Source organism: Chimaeribacter sp. YP20170169 (assembly GCF_056739715.1).
This window is the reverse complement of record NZ_CP176825.1, coordinates 78554-97398: the sequence shown is the minus strand read 5'-3', so window position 1 is coordinate 97398 and position 18845 is coordinate 78554. Positions and strand designations below refer to the sequence as shown.

General features: G+C 60.0%; 18 protein-coding genes. 12 read left to right on the top strand and 6 right to left on the bottom strand.

Translation table 11 applies throughout. The features are described from left to right. Positions 1 to 24: 24 nt before the first annotated feature. The 4 genes from ACK3SD_RS18285 to ACK3SD_RS18270 all read left to right on the top strand — a co-directional run bounded on the left by ACK3SD_RS18285 (position 25) and on the right by ACK3SD_RS18270 (position 4616). Positions 25 to 543: a P-loop nucleotide/nucleoside kinase family protein gene (locus tag ACK3SD_RS18285; protein WP_481127786.1), complete on the top strand. Its 519-nt coding sequence runs from the start codon at positions 25 to 27 to the stop codon at positions 541 to 543. Positions 544 to 754: 211 nt separating this feature from the next. Next, a complete protein-coding gene (locus ACK3SD_RS18280) occupies positions 755 to 1492 on the top strand; it encodes a gluconate 2-dehydrogenase subunit 3 family protein (protein ID WP_481127785.1) in 738 nt (245 codons plus the stop codon). 3 nt (positions 1493 to 1495) lie between these two features. Next, a complete protein-coding gene (locus ACK3SD_RS18275) occupies positions 1496 to 3280 on the top strand; it encodes a GMC family oxidoreductase (protein ID WP_481127784.1) in 1785 nt (594 codons plus the stop codon). A 10-nt stretch (positions 3281 to 3290) separates the two neighbouring features. Next, positions 3291 to 4616 carry a c-type cytochrome gene (locus ACK3SD_RS18270; RefSeq protein ID WP_481127783.1) on the top strand — a complete coding sequence of 442 codons (1326 nt, stop codon included), beginning with the start codon at positions 3291 to 3293 and terminating at the stop codon, positions 4614 to 4616. Between the two features lie 60 nt (positions 4617 to 4676). Here the strand turns inward: ACK3SD_RS18270 and ACK3SD_RS18265 are convergent, their stop codons facing one another. Beyond that, complete coding sequence (locus ACK3SD_RS18265; protein WP_481127782.1) at positions 4677 to 6860, bottom strand: beta-glucosidase; 2184 nt, start codon at positions 6858 to 6860, stop codon at positions 4677 to 4679. Between the two features lie 252 nt (positions 6861 to 7112). On the opposite strand from ACK3SD_RS18265, the gene ACK3SD_RS18260 reads away from it, so the two are divergent. Together ACK3SD_RS18260 and ACK3SD_RS18255 are read left to right on the top strand one after the other, a co-directional pair. Further along, entirely contained in the window at positions 7113 to 7343 is a 231-nt protein-coding gene (locus ACK3SD_RS18260) for a DUF378 domain-containing protein (protein WP_137765422.1), read from the top strand. A gap of 432 nt (positions 7344 to 7775) precedes the next feature. Then, a complete protein-coding gene (locus ACK3SD_RS18255; protein WP_481127781.1) occupies positions 7776 to 8282 on the top strand; it encodes a DsrE family protein in 507 nt (168 codons plus the stop codon). A 35-nt stretch (positions 8283 to 8317) separates the two neighbouring features. Here ACK3SD_RS18255 and ACK3SD_RS18250 read toward each other — a convergent pair whose 3' ends face one another. Next, positions 8318 to 8860 carry a DUF924 family protein gene (locus tag ACK3SD_RS18250; RefSeq protein WP_481127780.1) on the bottom strand — a complete coding sequence of 181 codons (543 nt, stop codon included), beginning with the start codon at positions 8858 to 8860 and terminating at the stop codon, positions 8318 to 8320. A 228-nt stretch (positions 8861 to 9088) separates the two neighbouring features. Here ACK3SD_RS18250 and ACK3SD_RS18245 point away from each other — a divergent pair, with 228 nt between their 5' ends. From ACK3SD_RS18245 to ACK3SD_RS18235, 3 genes are all read left to right on the top strand, one after another. Continuing rightward, positions 9089 to 9523: a pyridoxamine 5'-phosphate oxidase family protein gene (locus ACK3SD_RS18245; protein WP_481127779.1), complete on the top strand. Its 435-nt coding sequence runs from the start codon at positions 9089 to 9091 to the stop codon at positions 9521 to 9523. A 1075-nt stretch (positions 9524 to 10598) separates the two neighbouring features. Further along, entirely contained in the window at positions 10599 to 12104 is a 1506-nt protein-coding gene (gene proP / locus ACK3SD_RS18240; RefSeq protein WP_481127778.1) for a glycine betaine/L-proline transporter ProP, read from the top strand. Between the two features lie 415 nt (positions 12105 to 12519). Then, entirely contained in the window at positions 12520 to 13419 is a 900-nt protein-coding gene (locus ACK3SD_RS18235; protein ID WP_481127777.1) for a manganese catalase family protein, read from the top strand. A 41-nt stretch (positions 13420 to 13460) separates the two neighbouring features. Here ACK3SD_RS18235 and umuD read toward each other — a convergent pair whose 3' ends face one another. The 4 genes from umuD to ACK3SD_RS18215 form a co-directional block, all read right to left on the bottom strand. Further along, complete coding sequence (umuD, locus tag ACK3SD_RS18230; protein ID WP_481127840.1) at positions 13461 to 13889, bottom strand: translesion error-prone DNA polymerase V autoproteolytic subunit; 429 nt, start codon at positions 13887 to 13889, stop codon at positions 13461 to 13463. A 101-nt stretch (positions 13890 to 13990) separates the two neighbouring features. After that, entirely contained in the window at positions 13991 to 14347 is a 357-nt protein-coding gene (locus ACK3SD_RS18225; protein ID WP_481127776.1) for a hypothetical protein, read from the bottom strand. Positions 14348 to 14520: 173 nt separating this feature from the next. Then, on the bottom strand, positions 14521 to 14919 hold the full coding sequence (locus ACK3SD_RS18220; RefSeq protein ID WP_137765415.1) for an H-NS family histone-like protein: 399 nt from the start codon (positions 14917 to 14919) through the stop codon (positions 14521 to 14523). A gap of 315 nt (positions 14920 to 15234) precedes the next feature. Continuing rightward, on the bottom strand, positions 15235 to 16056 hold the full coding sequence (locus ACK3SD_RS18215) for an IclR family transcriptional regulator domain-containing protein (RefSeq protein WP_137765414.1): 822 nt from the start codon (positions 16054 to 16056) through the stop codon (positions 15235 to 15237). 238 nt (positions 16057 to 16294) lie between these two features. Here ACK3SD_RS18215 and ACK3SD_RS18210 point away from each other — a divergent pair, with 238 nt between their 5' ends. The 3 genes from ACK3SD_RS18210 to pcaF are packed head-to-tail and all read left to right on the top strand — an operon-like array spanning position 16295 to position 18838. Further along, positions 16295 to 16978 (top strand): 3-oxoacid CoA-transferase subunit A, encoded by a 684-nt coding sequence (locus ACK3SD_RS18210; protein ID WP_137765413.1) that lies wholly within the window; start codon positions 16295 to 16297, stop codon positions 16976 to 16978. Beyond that, positions 16978 to 17658, top strand: coding sequence for a 3-oxoacid CoA-transferase subunit B (locus ACK3SD_RS18205; protein WP_481127839.1), 681 nt, complete (start codon positions 16978 to 16980; stop codon positions 17656 to 17658). Before ACK3SD_RS18210 ends, ACK3SD_RS18205 begins: the two co-directional genes overlap by 1 nt. After that, on the top strand, positions 17636 to 18838 hold the full coding sequence (gene pcaF, locus ACK3SD_RS18200; protein WP_481127775.1) for a 3-oxoadipyl-CoA thiolase: 1203 nt from the start codon (positions 17636 to 17638) through the stop codon (positions 18836 to 18838). The genes ACK3SD_RS18205 and pcaF overlap by 23 nt, the downstream gene beginning before the upstream one ends. Positions 18839 to 18845: the final 7 nt, after the last annotated feature.

The following is an 18845-nucleotide window of genomic DNA, read 5'->3' as shown; positions in this document are numbered from 1 at the left end:
CGGCATTCATTCCGGAGAGAGATGATGGCACTGCATACCCCGTCACAACCAGCGTCACCGGCACCGGCATTGCACCTGTTCTGCGGCAAGGCTGGCGCAGGAAAATCCACGCTGGCGCAGGAGCTGGCGCGCGATCACGGCATGATGCTGATCAGCGAGGATGGCTGGCTCAGCACCCTATTCCCGGCGGAGATCGCCTCACTGGCGGATTACGCCGAGCGCGCCACCCGGCTGAAACGCGCTCTGGCCCCCCATCTCATCCAATTGCTGCAACATGGCGTCATGCTGGCGCTCGACTTCCCGATGAATACCGCCGCCTCACGCGCCTGGGCGCGGGATCTGGCCGAGGCCGCTGGCGTCAGCGCCGTGCTGCACTGGCTCGATCTGCCCGATGATGTCTGTCTGGCGCGCATCAATGCGCGCAATGCCTCCGGCGAGCACCCCTATACGCTGTCAGCCGAGCAGTTCGCGCAGTTAGGCCGCCATTTTGAAGTCCCGCATCCCGAAGAGGGATTGACCCTCCAGCCGGTACGCCATTTTTAAGAAAATTTCTGATATTTTAAGAAAGCAAATTTAACATTTGCTGCAAAAGCGTTCACCCCGTATAAATGTGATCCAGCTCACTTATTAGGCATAACCGGATAATTTGTAAGAATATATTTAATGCCGTTATTTGCAAAGAAAAGGTAAACAAAAGAGATTTTAATCACGCTTTGTTAATTTTTTGTTTGACACAAGTAAGTGAGCGCAAGGAATGTCTAAATCATTTTCAGGAAATTCCCGTCGGGATTTCTTGTTGAAAACCATCACGCTGGCACCGGCCGTGGCCATTGGTGCCAGCGGGCTGGGCGGTCTGGCGGCCGTGAAAAAAGCCGATGCGGCGGAAGATATCGCCCCGGCCAACCATGAAGCCAGAGCCTATACCCCCACCTTCTTCACCCCGGAAGAGTATGCCTTTGTCTCCGCTGCCGCTGCCCGCCTGATCCCGGCGGATGAGCGCGGCCCCGGCGCTGTGGAAGCCGGTGCACCGGAGTTCATCGACCGCCAAATGAACACTCCATATGCAACCGGTTCCAACTGGTACATGCAAGGCCCGTTCGACCCGGACGCCAATCCCGCGCTGGGTTATCAGCTGCCGCTGGTGCCGCGTGACGTCTACCGGCTGGGCATCGCTGCCGCCGATGAGCACGCCAAAAAGCAGTATGGCAAGGTGTTCGCCGAGCTGGAGACGGCGCAGCAGGAGGAGATGCTGGGCCAGATGGAGGCCGGCAAAGTGACCTTCAGCCAGGTGCCGGCGAAGATCTTTTTCGCCACGCTGTTGCAGAACACCCGTGAGGGCTTCTTCAGTGACCCGATCCACGGCGGCAACCAAAATATGGTGGGCTGGAAGCTGATTGGCTTCCCGGGCGCACGGGCAGACTTTATGGACTGGGTGGAACGGGGCGAAGCCTATCCCTTCCCGCCGGTATCAATTCGCGGCGAGAGGGCGTAACTGATGGCCAATGTAATGAAGAAGGTGGATGCGGTCATCGTCGGTTTCGGCTGGACCGGGGCGATCATGGCAAAAGAGCTGACCGAGGCGGGTCTGAACGTGGTGGCGCTGGAGCGCGGCCCGCACCGTGACACCTACCCGGATGGCGCCTACCCGCAGGTGATTGACGAGCTGACCTACAATATCCGTCGCAAGCTGTTCCAGGATCTCTCCAAGAGCACCGTCACCATCCGCCACAATAGTTCGCAGACCGCCCAACCCTACCGCCAGCTTGCTGCGTTCCTGCCTGGAACCGGTACCGGCGGCGCGGGCCTGCACTGGTCTGGCGTCCACTTCCGTATCGACCCGATGGAGCTGCGGATGCGCAGCCACTATGAGGAGCGCTACGGCAAGAAATTCATCCCGGAAGGCATGACCATTCAGGACTTCGGCGTCACCTATGATGAGCTGGAGCCGTTCTTTGACAAGGCGGAGAAGGTGTTTGGCACCTCCGGCAGTGCCTGGAGCGTTAAGGGACAGGTGATCGGCCAGGGCAAGGGCGGCAACCCGTTTGCGCCAGATCGTTCAGACAACTTCCCCCTGCCCGCGCAGAAGCGCACCTACTCCGCCCAGCTGTTTGCGGCGGCGGCAGAGTCGGTGGGCTACCACCCGTATGACCTGCCTTCAGCCAACACCTCCGCGCCCTATACCAACCCGTATGGCGCGCAGATGGGCCCGTGCAACTTCTGCGGCTATTGCAGCGGCTATGCCTGCTACATGTACTCCAAGGCGTCGCCGAACGTGAACATCTGGCCAGCGCTGCGTCAGGAGAAGAAGTTCGAACTACGCGACAATGCCCACGTGCTGCGCGTCAACCTGACCGACGACAAGCGCCGCGCCACCGGCGTGACCTATGTCGATGCGCAGGGCCGCCAGATTGAGCAGCCAGCGGACATCGTGATCCTCGGCGCGTTCCAGTTCCACAACGTGCACCTGATGCTGCTCTCCGGCATCGGCAAGCCATATGACCCGGTGACCAACGAGGGTGTGGTCGGGCGTAACTTCGCCTACCAAAACATTTCCACCATCAAGGCGTTCTTCGACAAGGACGTGCACACCAACAACTTCATCGGCGCGGGCGGCGCGGGTGTCGGCGTGGATGACTTCAATGCCGATAACTTCGACCACGCCAAGTATGGCTTCGTCGGTGGTTCGCCGTTCTGGGTCAACCAGGCGGGTGCCAAGCCGATCTCCGGCCTGCCGACCCGTCCGGGCACCCCGACCTGGGGCAGCAAGTGGAAAGCCGAGGTGGCGGATGTCTACACCCACAACGTCTCGATGGATGCCCACGGCGCACACCAGTCCTACCGCTCCAACTATCTGGATCTGGACCCGAACTACAAGAACGTCTACGGCCAGCCGCTGCTGCGCATGACCTTCGACTGGCAGGACAACGACATCAAGATGTCGCAGTTCATGCATGACCGGATGCACAAGATTGCCGAGGCGATGAACCCGACGGTCATCACCGGCGCACCGAAAAAGCCGGGCCAGCACTTCGATACCACCGTCTACCAGACCACCCACATGAACGGTGGCGCGATCATGGGCGAAGATCCGAAAACCAGTGCGGTGAACCGCTACCTGCAAAGCTGGGATGTGCACAACGTCTTTGTGCCGGGCGCATCCGCCTTCCCGCAGGGGTTGGGCTACAACCCAACCGGCACCGTCGCAGCCCTGACCTACTGGGCAGCACGCGCCATCCGCGAGCAGTACCTGAAAAACCCAGGCCCGTTGGTGCAGGCATAAGGAGCATGTCATGAAAAAGTTAATCTTTGCACTGACCCTCGGCGCGGCCAGCGTCAGCGCCTGGGCGCAGGACAACAGCGGCGCGGATCTGATCAAGCGTGGCGAGTATCTGGCGCGCGCCGGTGACTGCGTGGCCTGCCACACCAGCATGGGCGGCACCGAGTTCGCTGGCGGGCTGGGGATGAAGACGCCGATCGGCACCATCTACAGCACCAACATTACGCCGGACAAAGAGACCGGCATCGGCGACTACAGCTTCGAGGATTTCGACAACGCGGTGCGCCGTGGGGTCGCCAAGAATGGCCAGACGCTTTACCCGGCGATGCCTTACCCCTCTTACGCGGTGGTGAAAGAGGATGACATGCGCGCGCTCTACGCCTACTTCATGCATGGCGTGGCACCGGTGAAGCAGGCCAACCGCGACAGCGACATCCCGTGGCCGCTCTCTATGCGCTGGCCGCTGCGCTTCTGGCGCGGCATCTTCGCCCCGGAGGTGAAGGACTTCATGCCAGCCAAGGGCGAGGATCCGGTACTGGCGCGCGGCCGCTATCTGGTGGAGGGGCTGGGTCACTGTGGCGCCTGCCACACCCCGCGTAGCCTGACGATGCAGGAGAAGGCGCTGAATGACCAGGAGGGCAGCAGCTACCTCTCCGGCAGCAACGCACCGATTGATGGCTGGGTCGCCACCAACCTGCGCGGCGACAACAAGGATGGGCTGGCCCGCTGGAGCGAGCAAGAGCTGGTGGAGTTCCTGCGCACCGGCCGCAATGACCATACCGCCGTGTTTGGCGGCATGACCAGCGTGGTGGAGCACAGCCTGCAATACCTGAGCGCCGATGACGCCACCTCCATCGCCCGTTACCTGAAGTCGCTGCAACCGCAAGACCAGCACCAGCCGCCGTTCAAAGAGGACGAGACAGTGGCACAGCAGCTGTTCCACGGTGACGACAGCAAGCCGGGCGCGGCGATCTATGTCGATAACTGCGGCGCGTGCCACCGCACCGATGGGCGCGGCTACGTGCGCGCATTCCCGGAGCTGCGTGGCAACCCGGTGGTGATGTCTGACGACGCCACCTCGCTGATCCACGTGGTGCTGACCGGCTCGGTACTGCCGGGCGTTCAGGGCGCGCCATCCAGCCTCACCATGCCGGGCTTCGGCTGGCGGCTGAATGACCAGCAGGTCGCGGACGTGGTCAACTTCATCCGCTCCAGCTGGGGCAACCACGCGCCAGCCATCTCGGCATCAGACGTCGCCAGCGTGCGCAAGGACAAGGATGTGATCACCGATCCCATCATGCTCGGCAGCCCCTCGGTTGAGAAGCTGCACGCGGAATAACCTGCGCTAACGCACAGACAAAGGGCCTCTTATCGAGGCCCTTTTTTTATGGCGGCAAGGTTACTGCAGCACTCGACCAATGGGTAGCCACGCCTCCGGCAGGTGGACGGTGGTGCTCAGTGCCTCGTCCATCGCGTGCGCGCCAGCCATCACCTGATAGTCACCCCGGTAGATGTGCCACTTCACCTGCCCGGTGTCCCAGCGCGCCACCAGCCGTGGATCGACCTCCACCGCCACTTCACTGCTCTCGCCCGGCTTCAGCGTCACGCGCTGCCAGCCCACCAGCCGCTTGACGAAACCGTGGTCGCTGCTGCCGTTGCTCAGGTAGAACTGCGGCGTATCGGTGGCGGTGCGGTTGCCATTGTTGACCACCGTCAGCCGCAGGCGCATCCCGCCGCCCGCCACCGGCTCCACCTTCAGGTTGTGGTAGTGGAAGCGGCTGTAGGTCAGGCCGTAGCCAAACGGGAACAGCGGTTTCAGCGCCTCGCGCTCAAACCAGCGGTAGCCGACATCCGCCCCCTCAATGTTGTAGTCAACCCGGATATCCTGCTTGAGCGGCTGGCCGGGCATGGCGGTGGTGCTGTCAGGATCGGGCAGGCTATGGCGCGGCAACTGTGACTCTGCCGCCGGGAAGGTGACCGGCAGGCGGCCAGCGGGTGAAACCCGCCCGCTCAGGATGTCAGCGATCGCCTCGCCGCCACGGCTACCGGGATACCACGCCTCCAGCACCGCGCCCACCTGATCCAGCCACGGCATCTTCACCGGGCCGCCGGTTTGCAGTACCACCACCGTGCCGGGGCGGGCGGCGCTTACCGCCTCAATCAGCGCATCTTGATGGTTCGGCAGTGACAGGTCACGCACGTCGGTGCCCTCCGCCTGCCACTGCCAAGCGAACACAATCGCCACCTCGGCGGCCTTGGCCTGTGCGGCGGCGCGCGCCGGGTCAGCGCCGTCATCCCAGCTCACCTCTGCCTGTGGGAACGCCGCCCGCAGTGCTGCCAGCGGCGATGAGGGGTGCAGCACCATGCTGTCCGTGAAGATGCTCTTGAAGGGCGTTGGCGCACGCTGGCTGCCTGCCGGGATCACCTGGCTGGAGCCACCGCCGGAGATGACGCCCTTGTCGGCGTAGCCGCCAATCACCGTGATACGTTTGACCTCCGCATTGATGGGCAACTGGCCGCCGCTGTTTTTCAGCAGCACCATGCCCTGACGCGCCACCTCCTGCGCGACGGCGGCGTGGGACGCCTCGTCCGACGGGCGTGGCTGCGGCGGGTGGCGCAGGCCATCCACGGCGATCAGGCTGCGCACGATGCGGCGCACCATGTCATCCAGCCGCGCCATCGGCACCTTGCCGGACTCCACCGCCTCTTTCAGCGGCTGGCCGAAGAACACCGCCTTATCCAGCTCCTCGCCGGACTGTTGGTCCAGCCCGGCCATCACCGCCTTCTCCGTGGAGTGGGTCGCGCCCCAATCCGACATCACCCAGCCGGGATAGCGCCAATCACCCTTCAGCACCCGGTTCAGCAAGAAGGCATTTTCGGAGGCGTACTCACCGTTGATCTTGTTGTAGCCCGGCATGATGGCACCCGGCTGCCCCGTCTCCAGCGCCAGCTGGAACGCCAGTAAGTCGGACTCGCGCGCCGCGCCCTCCGCCAGCACCGAGTCTGCCTGCACCCGGCCCGTCTCCTGCGCGTTCAGCGCATAGTGCTTGAGGGTGGAGACCACGTGGCGGCTCTGGATGCCGGCCACTGTCTCCCCGGCCATCAGGCCCGTCAGCAGCGGGTCTTCACTCAGGTACTCGAAATTGCGGCCATTGCGCGGTTCGCGGATCAGGTTCATCCCGCCTGCCAGCAGTACATTGAACCCTCTGGCGTGGGCCTCCTCCCCCAGCAGCTCGCCGGTGCGGCGCGCCAGCGTCGGTGAGAAGGTAGAGGCACTCAGCAAGCCCGATGGCAGGGCAGTCATGCGATCGTCCGGGCGCACGCCCGCCGGGTTGGCGACGCCAAGGCTGGCATCGCTCTCCTGCAGGCCGGGGATGCCCAGCCGTGGGATGGCGGGCGTATAGGCCGCCGACCCCACCGCACCCTCAGGTTTCGGGCGCTCGCCGAGCGCAAAACCCACTGGCGTGTGCACCAGCATGATCTTCTCGTCGAGCGTCATCTTGCTGACCAGCTCTGCCGCCTGGCGGTCAGCCGGGGCGGTGGCCTGATACACCTGTTGTTCCTGCTGCGCACTGTCCGTCATCGGTTCCTCCTTATTTAAAAGCCTGCCCATAAGGATAGTCCCCACCACCGTGGATGGCGGTTTTTACAGATTCTTACCCCGCTCGCACTTTTGAAAAAATTAAGCAGCGGCAGGGGGGATAGCGGCGCGGCAGGTTAAAAATTAAGCGCTATACTCAAATTGAAAACATGACTTTCTGCTGTTCAGGACGTGCCTGTCAGAATTTTTCAGTAGGACTATTCCTTACCGCAGGTGACATTGATAGGAGGACTCATGAAAGCACTGAATACCATCGCTCTGTTGCTGCTCATTATTGGCGGCTTGAACTGGTTACTGGTCGGCCTGTTCCAATTTGATCTGGTCGCGGTTATTTTCGGTGGCCAAACGGCGATACTCTCACGCATTGTTTACATCATCGTTGGCCTGTGCGCGCTCTACTGTCTGGCGCTGTTGCCACGTATCCGCTCACATACCGTCACATCGACCACGACCACTCGCCTCTAAGCCAATGGCTTTCCCAGAATCATGCCCAAGATAAAAGCGGCAGTGTCCATTCCTGCCGCTTTACTGTTTTATTCGTTTCCGTTATCGATTAGACCGGCTAATTAATTCCCGTACACTAACCCCGCTATTTAGCCTGCCAACCAAGCGCATGGAAATATTCATGTTAGCGCTCTTTACCTGTCGTTCTAGTCTTATTCTGATTCTTGTCAAGCCTGATTAATATGGCGAAACACTATGCTATAAATCTCTCCACATCTGCACGTGGTGAACCGCTTTCCGCCCCTTTTGGGTGCTTGAAGGCTGATGTGCTCTGTCTTGTATTATTTGGAGAAAGGTATGCGTCTGGCGTCAACGGTATTAACAGTGGTATTAAGTGTGGCCGCGAGTGTGGCGGTGGTGAAGTCCCCGGACCTCATCAATAAAGTGCAAGCCATGAATGCACCCAAGGATGAACCGGGCTTCTGGCAAACGCCAACTATCGATGGTTACGGCCCTGTACACTATTGGGATGATGTGGCTTATCGCCCAAGCGTGGGCAATGGCGATCCTTACAAAATTGTCTTCTTTATTAATAAACAGGAAGTGGGGCCAGACAAAATTAACGAGGGGCTGGATCGCGTTGCGCGCGCCGTGAACCTCTATGTGGCCTCTGGCGTGCCGCTGAACCAGCTGAAGTTTGTGGCCGTGCTGACCGGCGGTGCCACGCCAGCCACCCTGAACAATGAGCAGTTCCACAAGATTAACGGCTTCGATAACCCGAACCTGCCGCTGATTGAGAAACTGCGCAAGGCAGGGGTAGATATCTCCGTCTGTGACCAGTCGGTGGCGGCGCACCACTACGACCGCACCTGGGTGGACAAGAGTGTGACACAGGCGCTCTCCGGCCTGACTACCGTCACTACCCTGGAGCATCAGGGCTACTCCTTCATGCCGCTGTAATCCCCCGGACGGCGCCACCCGGCGCCGTTTTTTCGCTAGAAGAAAGGGAGTTGGTTCTCTTTCAGGTAGCGTACCTCCTCTGGCGTTGATGCCCTGCCCAACCGTGCGTTGCGGTGCGGGTAGCGGCCAAACCGCTCAATGATCTCCCGGTGCTGCCGCGCATGGTGCGCCATCTCTGCATCGCCCAGCGCCTCAAACAGCGCAACAGCCTGCTGGTGGATGACGCGCGACTCCGCGTGCATCCAGGGCATCAACAGGAAGGCGCGCTCCCGCGCGGGCAGTTGCTGCCAGCTGGGCTGGCGCATCGCCTCCTGTGAGAGCACCAGCGCCATGCCATCCTGCGCCCAGGCCGCCGCATCCTGTCGTGCCAGATTGCGTGAGAACTGATCCAGCACGATGATCTCCGCCAGCCGCCCGCGCAGGCTGTGTCGCCACGGGGAGAGTTCGCCACGGCATGCCGCCTGCCAGCACTCACCAAACCGTTCGCGCAGGGTCTGGTCAAACTGCTCATCCCTGCTGAACCACTTCGCCTCACCGGCCTCGCCAAACCAGAATGCCAGTACCTGTTCATATCCCATTATCCTTCCCCCTTTAGGCCGTTGATGCCCTAAATTTAGCCAATCTGGCAAGGGTGTGGTGACGGCGCACCGCGAGGATATTCATTTTTGTTATAGGCCGTCCATTGGACGCTCGGGTTTTGCTCTACTAGCCTTATCTGGGTGACATATTGATTTGAAACGGGTTACGCGCCCTTTGCAGCACCGCCAGCCCGGCGGTTCCCTGATCATGATAACCAGGAGCTTACGATGAGCCAGAAGACGCTGTCCGAACTGTCCAAACTGATCAAAGACATCGACTACGCCATGATGTGTACCTACAGCGAAGGTGGCGCCATCGCCAGCCGCCCGATGAGCAATAACCGCAACGTGGAGTACAACGGCGACGCCTACTTCTTTACCACCGAGGACAACCAGACCGTGGCGGACATTGATCGCAACACGGCCACCACGCTGAACTACGTCACCGCCAAGCCCTCCGACAAACCGACCCTGTTTATCGCCATCGAAGGCACCTCGGAACTGATCCGCGACAAAGAGACGCTGAAAGAGTACTGGACGCCGGACGTGGAGAAGTGGTTCCCAGAGGGCATCGACACCCCTGACCTGCTGCTGATCAAGGTCAGCGCCCAGCGCCTGACCTACTGGGACGACCAGAGCAACCATCAAGAAATTACGCTGTAATCCCTGTCCAAAACCGCCTGCGGGCGGTTTTTTATTTCCGCGACAACGCTGGCCAATTTCTCCCAATTCCGGCCGTGAATATTCCGGCCCTTTATCCGCTTACCCCGTCTAAAATTTACTTCCCCTACCGGTGAAGCCCGGACAATTTCCCCCGTGAACCGGCACTTGCTAACGCCGCAAAGAGGCGGCGGAAATGGGCATTATTTCACGATGGCGGCCCGACATTTTTCGGCACTGGCTGGGATAGCGGGAGAATATCTTCCCTCGCTTCACAATGGCTCCGGTGCGCCGCGCCGATCTGGCCGGGAAAATATCATTTTGCCGAGCCGCATTCGGCCCAATTATAGCGAGCCAATGTGACAGGGCGTTTATTCCGCTGAGCATGAAAATCCCAGAGTGCGTGGCTGGCGCTGGCGAAGAAATTAGCCGGCGATTTTTTTGCCATTTATTGAGTAGGTTGCATTGATGACGCTTTGTTCGCCGAAATGCCCGGCGCAGGGGGGTGAAAAGGCGGGCTTATGCACACATTTTGGCTGGATGCGTAAACCATCGTCGCGGTGCTGGCAAGGAGAGTAACAGGGAGAAGGTGATTTTTTCAGCGAAAAAATAGCCGTGAACTCTGCCGACAAGTAACCTCGCTTTTATCGCTTCATGCAGGAAATTGATTTCCTGACACTCGCATTTGATGGCGCAATATCCACCCGCGCGATCGCCTTGGTTGAAATGAATAATGCCTGCCAAAATCGAGTCAGTTAAGCAAAATTAAACAACCCACTTTTTTTCACTCCGGGAAATAGCGTAGAAGGCTCAATCAGATATGCCCACTAACGCTGGGTGTACTCGCAATTTGGCTTATTTTGTCCTTCAACTTATCCTGTCGGCTTAATAGTGAAGCGGAAAAATCGGGATATTTTTGCTGATAATTTGTGCATTCAGCGTTTTATTTTGCATTTTCGCTTAGAACTTGACCATAAAGACCCCCTTTGCTGTTCCTATAGTCTATCCTTCTGTTATAACAATTATGAATGACTGGAACCATCAAGCATCAATAACCATAACAACAGGTCCACTTGCTATGAAACTTAGAAAAAAACAGGTGAAGCCCATCGGCTTAAAAGACGTAACCATCATCGATGATGCCAAGTTGCGTAAAGCCATTACCGCTGCCTCTCTGGGCAACGCAATGGAGTGGTTTGATTTTGGGGTCTACGGCTTCGTGGCCTACGCACTCGGGCAGGTCTTCTTCCCGGATGCCAACCCCAGCGTACAGATGATCGCCGCGCTGGCGACCTTCTCGGTGCCATTCCTGATCCGCCCGCTGGGTGGGATGTTCTTCGGCACCCTCGGCGATAAGTATGGCCGCCAAAAAATCCTCTCCATCACCATCATCATTATGTCCGTCAGTACTTTCTGTATCGGGTTGATCCCCTCCTATGCCTCCATCGGCATCTGGGCACCGATCCTGCTGTTACTGGCAAAAATGGCACAGGGCTTCTCCGTCGGCGGTGAGTACACCGGCGCGTCAATCTTTGTCGCCGAATATTCCCCTGACCGCCGCCGTGGCTTTATGGGCAGCTGGCTCGACTTCGGCTCCATCGCTGGCTTTGTGACCGGTGCCGGTATCGTGGTACTGATCTCCGCCATCGTCGGCGAGGCCAACTTCCTCGAATGGGGCTGGCGCCTGCCGTTCTTCCTGGCACTGCCGCTGGGCATCATCGGCCTCTATCTGCGTAACGCGCTGGAAGAGACCCCGGCTTTCCAGCAGCACGTTGACAAGCTGGAACAGGGCGACCGCGAAGGCCTGCGTGATGGCCCGAAAGTGTCGTTCAAAGAGATTGCCACCCGCCACTGGAAAAGCCTGCTGACCTGTATTGGTCTGGTGATCTCCACCAACGTCACCTACTACATGCTGCTCACCTACATGCCGAGCTACCTGTCGCATAACCTGCACTACTCGGAAGACCACGGTGTGCTGATTATCATCGCGGTAATGATCGGGATGCTGTTTGTGCAGCCGATAATGGGCCTGCTGAGTGACCGCTTTGGCCGTCGCCCGTTCGTGATTATCGGCAGCATCGCGCTGCTGGTGCTGGCGGTGCCTTGCTTCATGTTGATCAACAGCCAAGTGACCGGGCTAATCTTCGCTGGCCTGCTGCTGCTGGCGGTCGTCCTTAACGCCTTCACCGGCGTGATGGCCTCCACCCTGCCAGCGATGTTCCCGACCCACATCCGCTACAGTGCGCTAGCCAGCGCCTTCAACATCTCGGTGCTGATTGCCGGCCTGACGCCGACCATCGCCGCCTGGCTGGTGGAGTCCTCGGGTGACCTTTATATGCCGGGTTACTACCTGATGGTGGTGGCGCTGGTGGGCCTGGCGACCGGTATCTTCATGAAGGAGACCGCCAACAAGCCCCTGCGTGGTGCGACCCCGGCAGCCTCCGATTTGGCGGAAGCCAAGGAGATTCTGCGTGAGCACCACGACAACATTGAGCAGAAGATTGAAGACATCAATACGCAGATCGCTGAGCTGGAGACCAAACGTGCCAGCCTGATCCAGCAACACCCACGTATCAACGAATAAGGCTCCCGTGCCTTAAGCAAAGCCCCGGCCCATGCTGGGGCTTTTTACATTTTGTCGCCTTTCTTAACGCAGAACTGCACTATCCCGCCAAGCGGCCAATAACCCCAAGGTTATCAGGCGATTCAGTGCCCCAAAGCACGCTGGTGCCCCCTAATACTGCCTCCCCCTATCTGCCAGCCACCTGACACATTTCCCATCACGGCCGCGTCACTTATCCCACATGTTCTATAACTTAGGTGTGTTACCTGCCCAGTTGGCCCTATGCCACCTTCCAGATAACGCCATGCAGTGCCGTGTTCACCCGATGGATTTTCCCCATGGCCTGCATGTGTGAGCATGATATCGACAAAGCACCACAATGCGGTTTGCAAGGGATTTCCCCTATTTCTGACCACCCAAACATTGAGGATGGCGAATGTTTAAACATGTCAAATCACTGCAATACACTGTCCGGGTTTCTGAACCCAACCCTGGCTTGGCTAACCTGATGCTGGAGCAGTTTGGCGGGCCACAGGGCGAACTGGCGGCGGCCTGCCGCTACTTCACCCAAGGGCTGGGCGATGATGATCCGGGGCGCAAGGATCTGCTGCTGGATATTGCCACCGAGGAGCTAAGCCATTTGGAGATCATTGGCACCATCGTGGCGATGCTGAACAAGGGCGCGAAGGGCGAGCTGTCGGAAGGGACGCAGAAGGAGGCCGATCTCTATCGCTCACTGACCGGCAACGGCAATGACAGCCACATCACCGGCGTGCTCTATGGCGGCGGGCCGCCGCTGACCAACTCCGCTGGCGTACCCTGGACGGCCGCCTACATTGATACCATCGGCGAGCCGACAGCTGACCTGCGCTCGAATATTGCTGCCGAAGCCAGGGCAAAAATCGTCTATGAACGCCTGATCAACCTGACGGATGATGTCGGCGTGCGTGACGCGCTGACCTTCCTGATGACCCGTGAAGTGGCGCACCAACTCTCCTTTGAGAAGGCGCTCTACGCCATCCGCAACAACTTCCCGCCGGGCAAACTGCCGCCGGTGCCCGCCTTTGCCAACACCTACTACAACATGTCGGGTGAGGGCGAGGTGCGGGGAAGCTGGAACTCAGATGAGAACTTCCAGTATGTGGCCGACCCGCAGCCCGCAGTGGATGGCGGCGACGGGCTGGCAGTGCTGACCATCCCGGAGTCGCAGAAAGTGGACTATCAGGTGATGGCGCAGCGCACCCAGTCTGACCCGAACATCAACCCCGTCACTGGTGCGGGGCTTGGCTCTACCCCGTTGGAGGATAAGGATCTGGGGAGTAAGGGCCAGCCATAACGGCTAGCCCGGCAGGGGGCATACCCGCGGGTATGCCTTTTTTATTTACGCAGGGTATGGATGACGTGCAGCACCTTGCCGAAGATCTCCAGCCGGTCAGCCTCTACGTAGATGGGCTGGTAGGCCGGGTTCATCGGCTCCAGACAGAGACGCGGCGTCAGGCAGAGCCGCTTGACGGTAAACTCCCCCTCCACCGCCGCAATCACGATGTCGCCATGCTGCGGCGTTTCGGCGCGATCCACCACCAGCAAATCACCACTGTTGATGCCCGCCAGTACCATTGAATCCCCCTCGGCACGCACAAAGTAGGTGGCGCTGGGGTGGCGGATACAGTACTCGTTCAGATCCAGCGTCCGCTCAATGTAGTCCGCCGCCGGTGACGGCACCCCGGCACGGCAGTAGTCGGCAAACAGCGGCAACGCCAGCACCGGTATCTCCTCATCCGGCGTGCTAAATATGCTTGTTACAATCACATCACTTCCCTCAATGATACTGGTTATCTATCCAGTATATGATAATTTAGAGGAATGGAAAGTGAGATTGCTCCGTTTCTCAAGGTGTTAGCCGCAGGTTATTTCGCCAGTGCCGCCATCAGGTTGGCGCGGCAGGCGCTGTCTTGCTGCACGGCGCGGGCTTTGTCGGCCTCAGGCAACCCCTGGAAAGCGGCAATCACCCGCCGGGCTTCGTCGCGATCCAGCGATTTGCGGTCAAGCGCGTAGAAGGAGTTGCCGCCCTCAATCACGGTATTGAAATCGCGCAGATAGGCCTCTGGCGACGTGTCACTGCCCTGACGTTGCACAATCACACACATCACCGCGCTATAATAGCCGTCGTTTTCCACACGGGCTTTATCAGCCCGATTTTTCCACCACATGCCAGCGGCCGCCAATATCAGCAGCACGAGAATTAAGGTTACGCTTTTTTTCATTTTGATCTTTTCTTGATAATAAAAGGTGATTCTAAAGTGTCATCAGACAAACCACCAGCCAGAATAGCGGGATGATATAGGGTTGGTTGAGAAAAGCGGAAATGGCGGCAGGGAAAGAGGCAAAGCGGGGAATTAAAGGCAGGACGCCGCTGTTACACGGCGTCCTGGGGCGATCACAGGGCGAAATCGTCCAGCGACTTGCCGGCATCCAACGCCAGTTTAATGGCTTTCGGGGTGCGGCCCTGACCAGTCCAGGTTTTCAATTCGCCATTTTCATCGCGGAATTGATATTTCGCCGGACGCGGCTGGCGCTTCTGGCGGCCACCTTGGGCATCGGTCATCGCCAACAGTTCAGCCGGGTCAATGCCCTCTTCCTGCATCAGCTCCAGATACTCTTTCAGCTTGGTAAGGTGCTCTTCTTTCTGCTGCTTTTCTGACGCCTCTTCTTCGCGGCGTTCTTCCACGATGGTTGTCAGTTTTTGCAGGATTTCTTCCAAGGTTGAGAGATCGACCTCACGCGCCTGAGTGCGCAGGCTGCGAATATTGTTCAACGTCTTCAGAAAACCAGTCATAATAATACCTTTCTATTCGATGCTTTATATTTATACAAATGTTTAAGAAGCGCGATCTTATAATACCCCTACGACTATTAACAACATTAAATCGTAAATAGCCGACAACAGCCTAATAAGTATCCGATTTTTCCTGCACTATTATCCGCGCAGAAATCAGGGATACCCTGCCGTCATTAAAATAGTGGATACCATTATTACGATATAATGCCCAAACTGATGATGGCGAAACGCCGCATATCGGCGGCGCAAAAAGGATAATATTGCGCGCCCTTGGCAAGCCAAGCCGGCAGGAATTTCATTTAAATGTCGCGATTACAACAATAGCGCCAGCTCCATCGCGGTACGCTGCAACTGCGGCAATACCGTGTCGCGCAGGGTCTGGGCCGAGACCTGCGAGGCATTGACGCCGACGTTCATCGCCGCCACCACCCCACCCTTGCGTGCGTGCATCGGCACCGCAATGGATCGCAATCCTATCTCAAGCTGTTGATCATTAATCGCATACCCCTGCCGCTGCACCCGCGCCAGCTGCTCGCGCAGCTGGGTGGCGTCACGCACCGTGTGGGGCGTCAGCGGCTCAAAGGTGACGCGTGACAGGTAGGCGTCCAGCTCGGGTTCCGCCAGCGCGCTGAGCAGCACCAGCCCCATCGAGGTGGCGTAGGCCGGCAACCGGCTACCACGCTGTAGATCGATGGTCATGATGCGTTTCACATTGGCGCGGGCGATGTAGAGGATGCTGTCGCCATCCAGCGTCGCCACCGAGCAGGACTCATTAAGCTGCTTGCTCAAAAACTCCAGCGAATTCTGTGCTGCCCGCGCCAGTTCCGAGCTGGCAAGGTAGGCATGACCAATGGTCAGCACCCGTGGCAGCAGCACATAGTGGCGACCATCCGGGCAGTGGACAAACCCCAGCGCCTTGAGGGTGTAGAGACAGCGCCGAACCGCCGCGCGCGGGATGCCGGTCATCTGGCTAATCTGCGATACCGACAGCCGGTGCAAGTGCGGCGTGAAGACCTGCAATACCTCCAGCCCGCGCGCCAGTGACGCCATGAAGTTGGGATCGCCCTTGTAGGTGTGATCACTCAGCGCGCCAATCTCCCCCAGCCGCTGCCACTCGTTATGCCCCTCGCTCACCCTATTCTCCCCTTGGTTGGTGACGTCTGGAGGGCTAATTATCGCCTTCACCGCCCCGTCGCAAGCGCCTCACGTGCAAATTCTCTGGTTGGATCACAGATTTAACACAATTTTAACTAACTGTCCGATAATCGCACAATGTTTTGATATTCGGTATTGCGGCAGGTCAGGGCGACGCATAGGGTGAAAAAAACAGCAGTCACGCGGAGCACACTCCGCAGTGTGAAAAGGAGATCCCATGATTGATAAAAGCGTCCCCTCCGCCGACGACGCGGTGGCGGACATCCATGACGGGGCAACGGTGATGGTCGGCGGCTTTGGCCCGGCTGGTCAGCCCTATGCGCTGCTGGAGGCGCTGGTGCGCCGCCGCCCGCGCGACCTGACCCTGATCAGCAACAACGCCGGTAACGGCGACCACGGGCTGGCGGCGCTGCTCAAGGCTGGCTGCGTGCGCAAGGTGGTCTGCTCCTTCCCACGGCAGGCGGACTCCTGGGTATTCGACGAACTGTATCGCCGAGGCGAACTGGAGCTGGAGTTGGTGCCGCAGGGCAATCTGGCGGCGCGCATCCAGGCCGGGGGTGCCGGGCTGGGCGGCATCTTTACCCCGACCGGCTACGGCACCCAGCTGGCAGAGGGCAAGGAGACGCGGGAGATTGAGGGACGCCACTATCTGTTTGAGTTGCCGCTGAAGGCGGATTTCGCGCTGATCCGCGCCCACCTCGGCGACCGCTGGGGCAATCTGGTTTATGACAAGACCGGCCGCAACTTCGGCCCGATCATGGCGATGGCGGCGGCCTGCACCATCGCCGAGGTCAACCGGCAGGTGCCGCTCGGCGGGCTGGACCCGGAGCAGGTGATCACCCCCGGCATCTTTGTTCAGCGTCTGGTCGCCACCGCCGCCCAACAACGGAGGAGCGCATGATGGACAAACTGACCCATGAACAGCTGGCGCGCCGCATCGCGCAAGACATTCCGGAAGGGGCCTACGTCAACCTTGGCATCGGCATCCCCACGCAGATCGCCAACTACCTGCCCCATGACAAGGAGATTTTCCTCCAGAGCGAGAATGGCATTCTTGGCATGGGGCCAGCCCCGGCGGCGGGTGAAGAAGACCCGGAGCTGATCAACGCTGGCAAGCAGTACGTCACCCTGCTGGAGGGCGGCTGCTACTTTCACCACGGTGACTCCTTCGCCATGATGCGCGGCGGCCACCTGGATATTTGCGTGCTGGGGGTTTACCAAGTCTCGGCACGCGGCGATCTCGCCAACTGGAGCACCGGCAAGCCCGGTGCCATCCCGGCGGTGGGCGGCGCGATGGATCTGGCGATCGGCGCGCGCCAGGTGTTCGCCATGACCGAGCACCTCACCCGCCACGGCGAGTGCAAAATTGTCGAGCAGTGCACCTACCCGCTGACCGGCGTCGGCTGCATCGACCGCATCTATAGCGATTTGGCGGTGATGGACGTCACGCCCGAGGGGCTGGTGGTCACGGAGATCTTCGGTGGCCTGACGCCAACACAACTGCAAGCGCTTACCCCGGTGCCCCTCACCTTCCACCTCAACCAACGCGAGGACGCTGATGCAAACCGCCTATCTGTGTGACGGGGTACGTACCCCCTTTGGCCGCCTGAATGGCGGGCTGGCCGCGCTGCGCGCCGATGATCTGGCGGCGCTGCCGATTCAGGCGCTGATGGCGCGCCACCCGCAAGTGGCGTGGGAGCAGCTGGACGACGTGCTGTTTGGCTGCGCCAATCAGGCCGGTGAGGACAACCGCAACGTGGCGCGCATGGCGCTGCTGCTGGCGGGGCTGCCGGTCTCCGTGCCGGGCTGCACCGTCAACCGCCTGTGCGGCTCGAGCCTTGACGCGGTGGCGATGGCGGCGCGGGCGATCAAAACCGGCGAGGCTGACCTGCTGCTGGCGGGCGGCGTGGAGAGCATGTCACGCGCCCCCTTTGTGATGGGCAAGGCGGAGAGCGCCTTCAGCCGCACCATGCAGCTGGAAGACACCACCATGGGCTGGCGCTTCATCAACCCGAAAATGCAGGCGCTCTACGGCACTGACACCATGCCGCAGACCGCCGAGAAAGTGGCGGCGCGCTTTGGCGTCTCGCGTGAGGATCAGGATGCCTTCGCGCTGCGCAGCCAGCAACGCACCGCCGCCGCCCAACAAGAGGGGCGTTTCGCGCCGCAACTGATTGGCGTCAGCGTGCCGCAGAAGCGCGGCGAGCCGCTTGAGGTGACAGCGGATGAGCACCCACGCGCCACCACGCTGGAGGCGCTGGCCCGGCTCAGGCCGGTGGTCACGCCACAGGGCAGCGTGACGGCGGGCAACGCCTCCGGGCTGAATGACGGCGCCTGCGCCCTGTTGCTCGCCAGCGAGGCGGGGATTGGCCGCCACGGCCTGACCCCGATGGCGCGCATTGTCGCCAGCGCGGTGACCGGGCTGGAGCCATCGATCATGGGCGTTGGGCCGGTGTCGGCGGTGCGCAAGGTGTTAGCGCGCGCCGGGCTGTCGCTCGGGCAGATGGATGTGATTGAGCTGAACGAAGCCTTCGCCGCCCAGTCGCTGGCAGTGACGCGCGAGTTGGGGTTGCCCGATGACGCCGCGCACGTCAACCCGAATGGCGGCGCGATTGCCCTCGGCCACCCGCTCGGTGCCTCCGGCGGCCGGCTGGTGATGGCCGCGGCCTATGAGCTGCAACGCACCGGCAGCCGCTATGGCCTCTGCACCATGTGCATTGGCGTCGGTCAGGGCATCGCGCTGATCATTGAACGGGTATAGGGGGCCG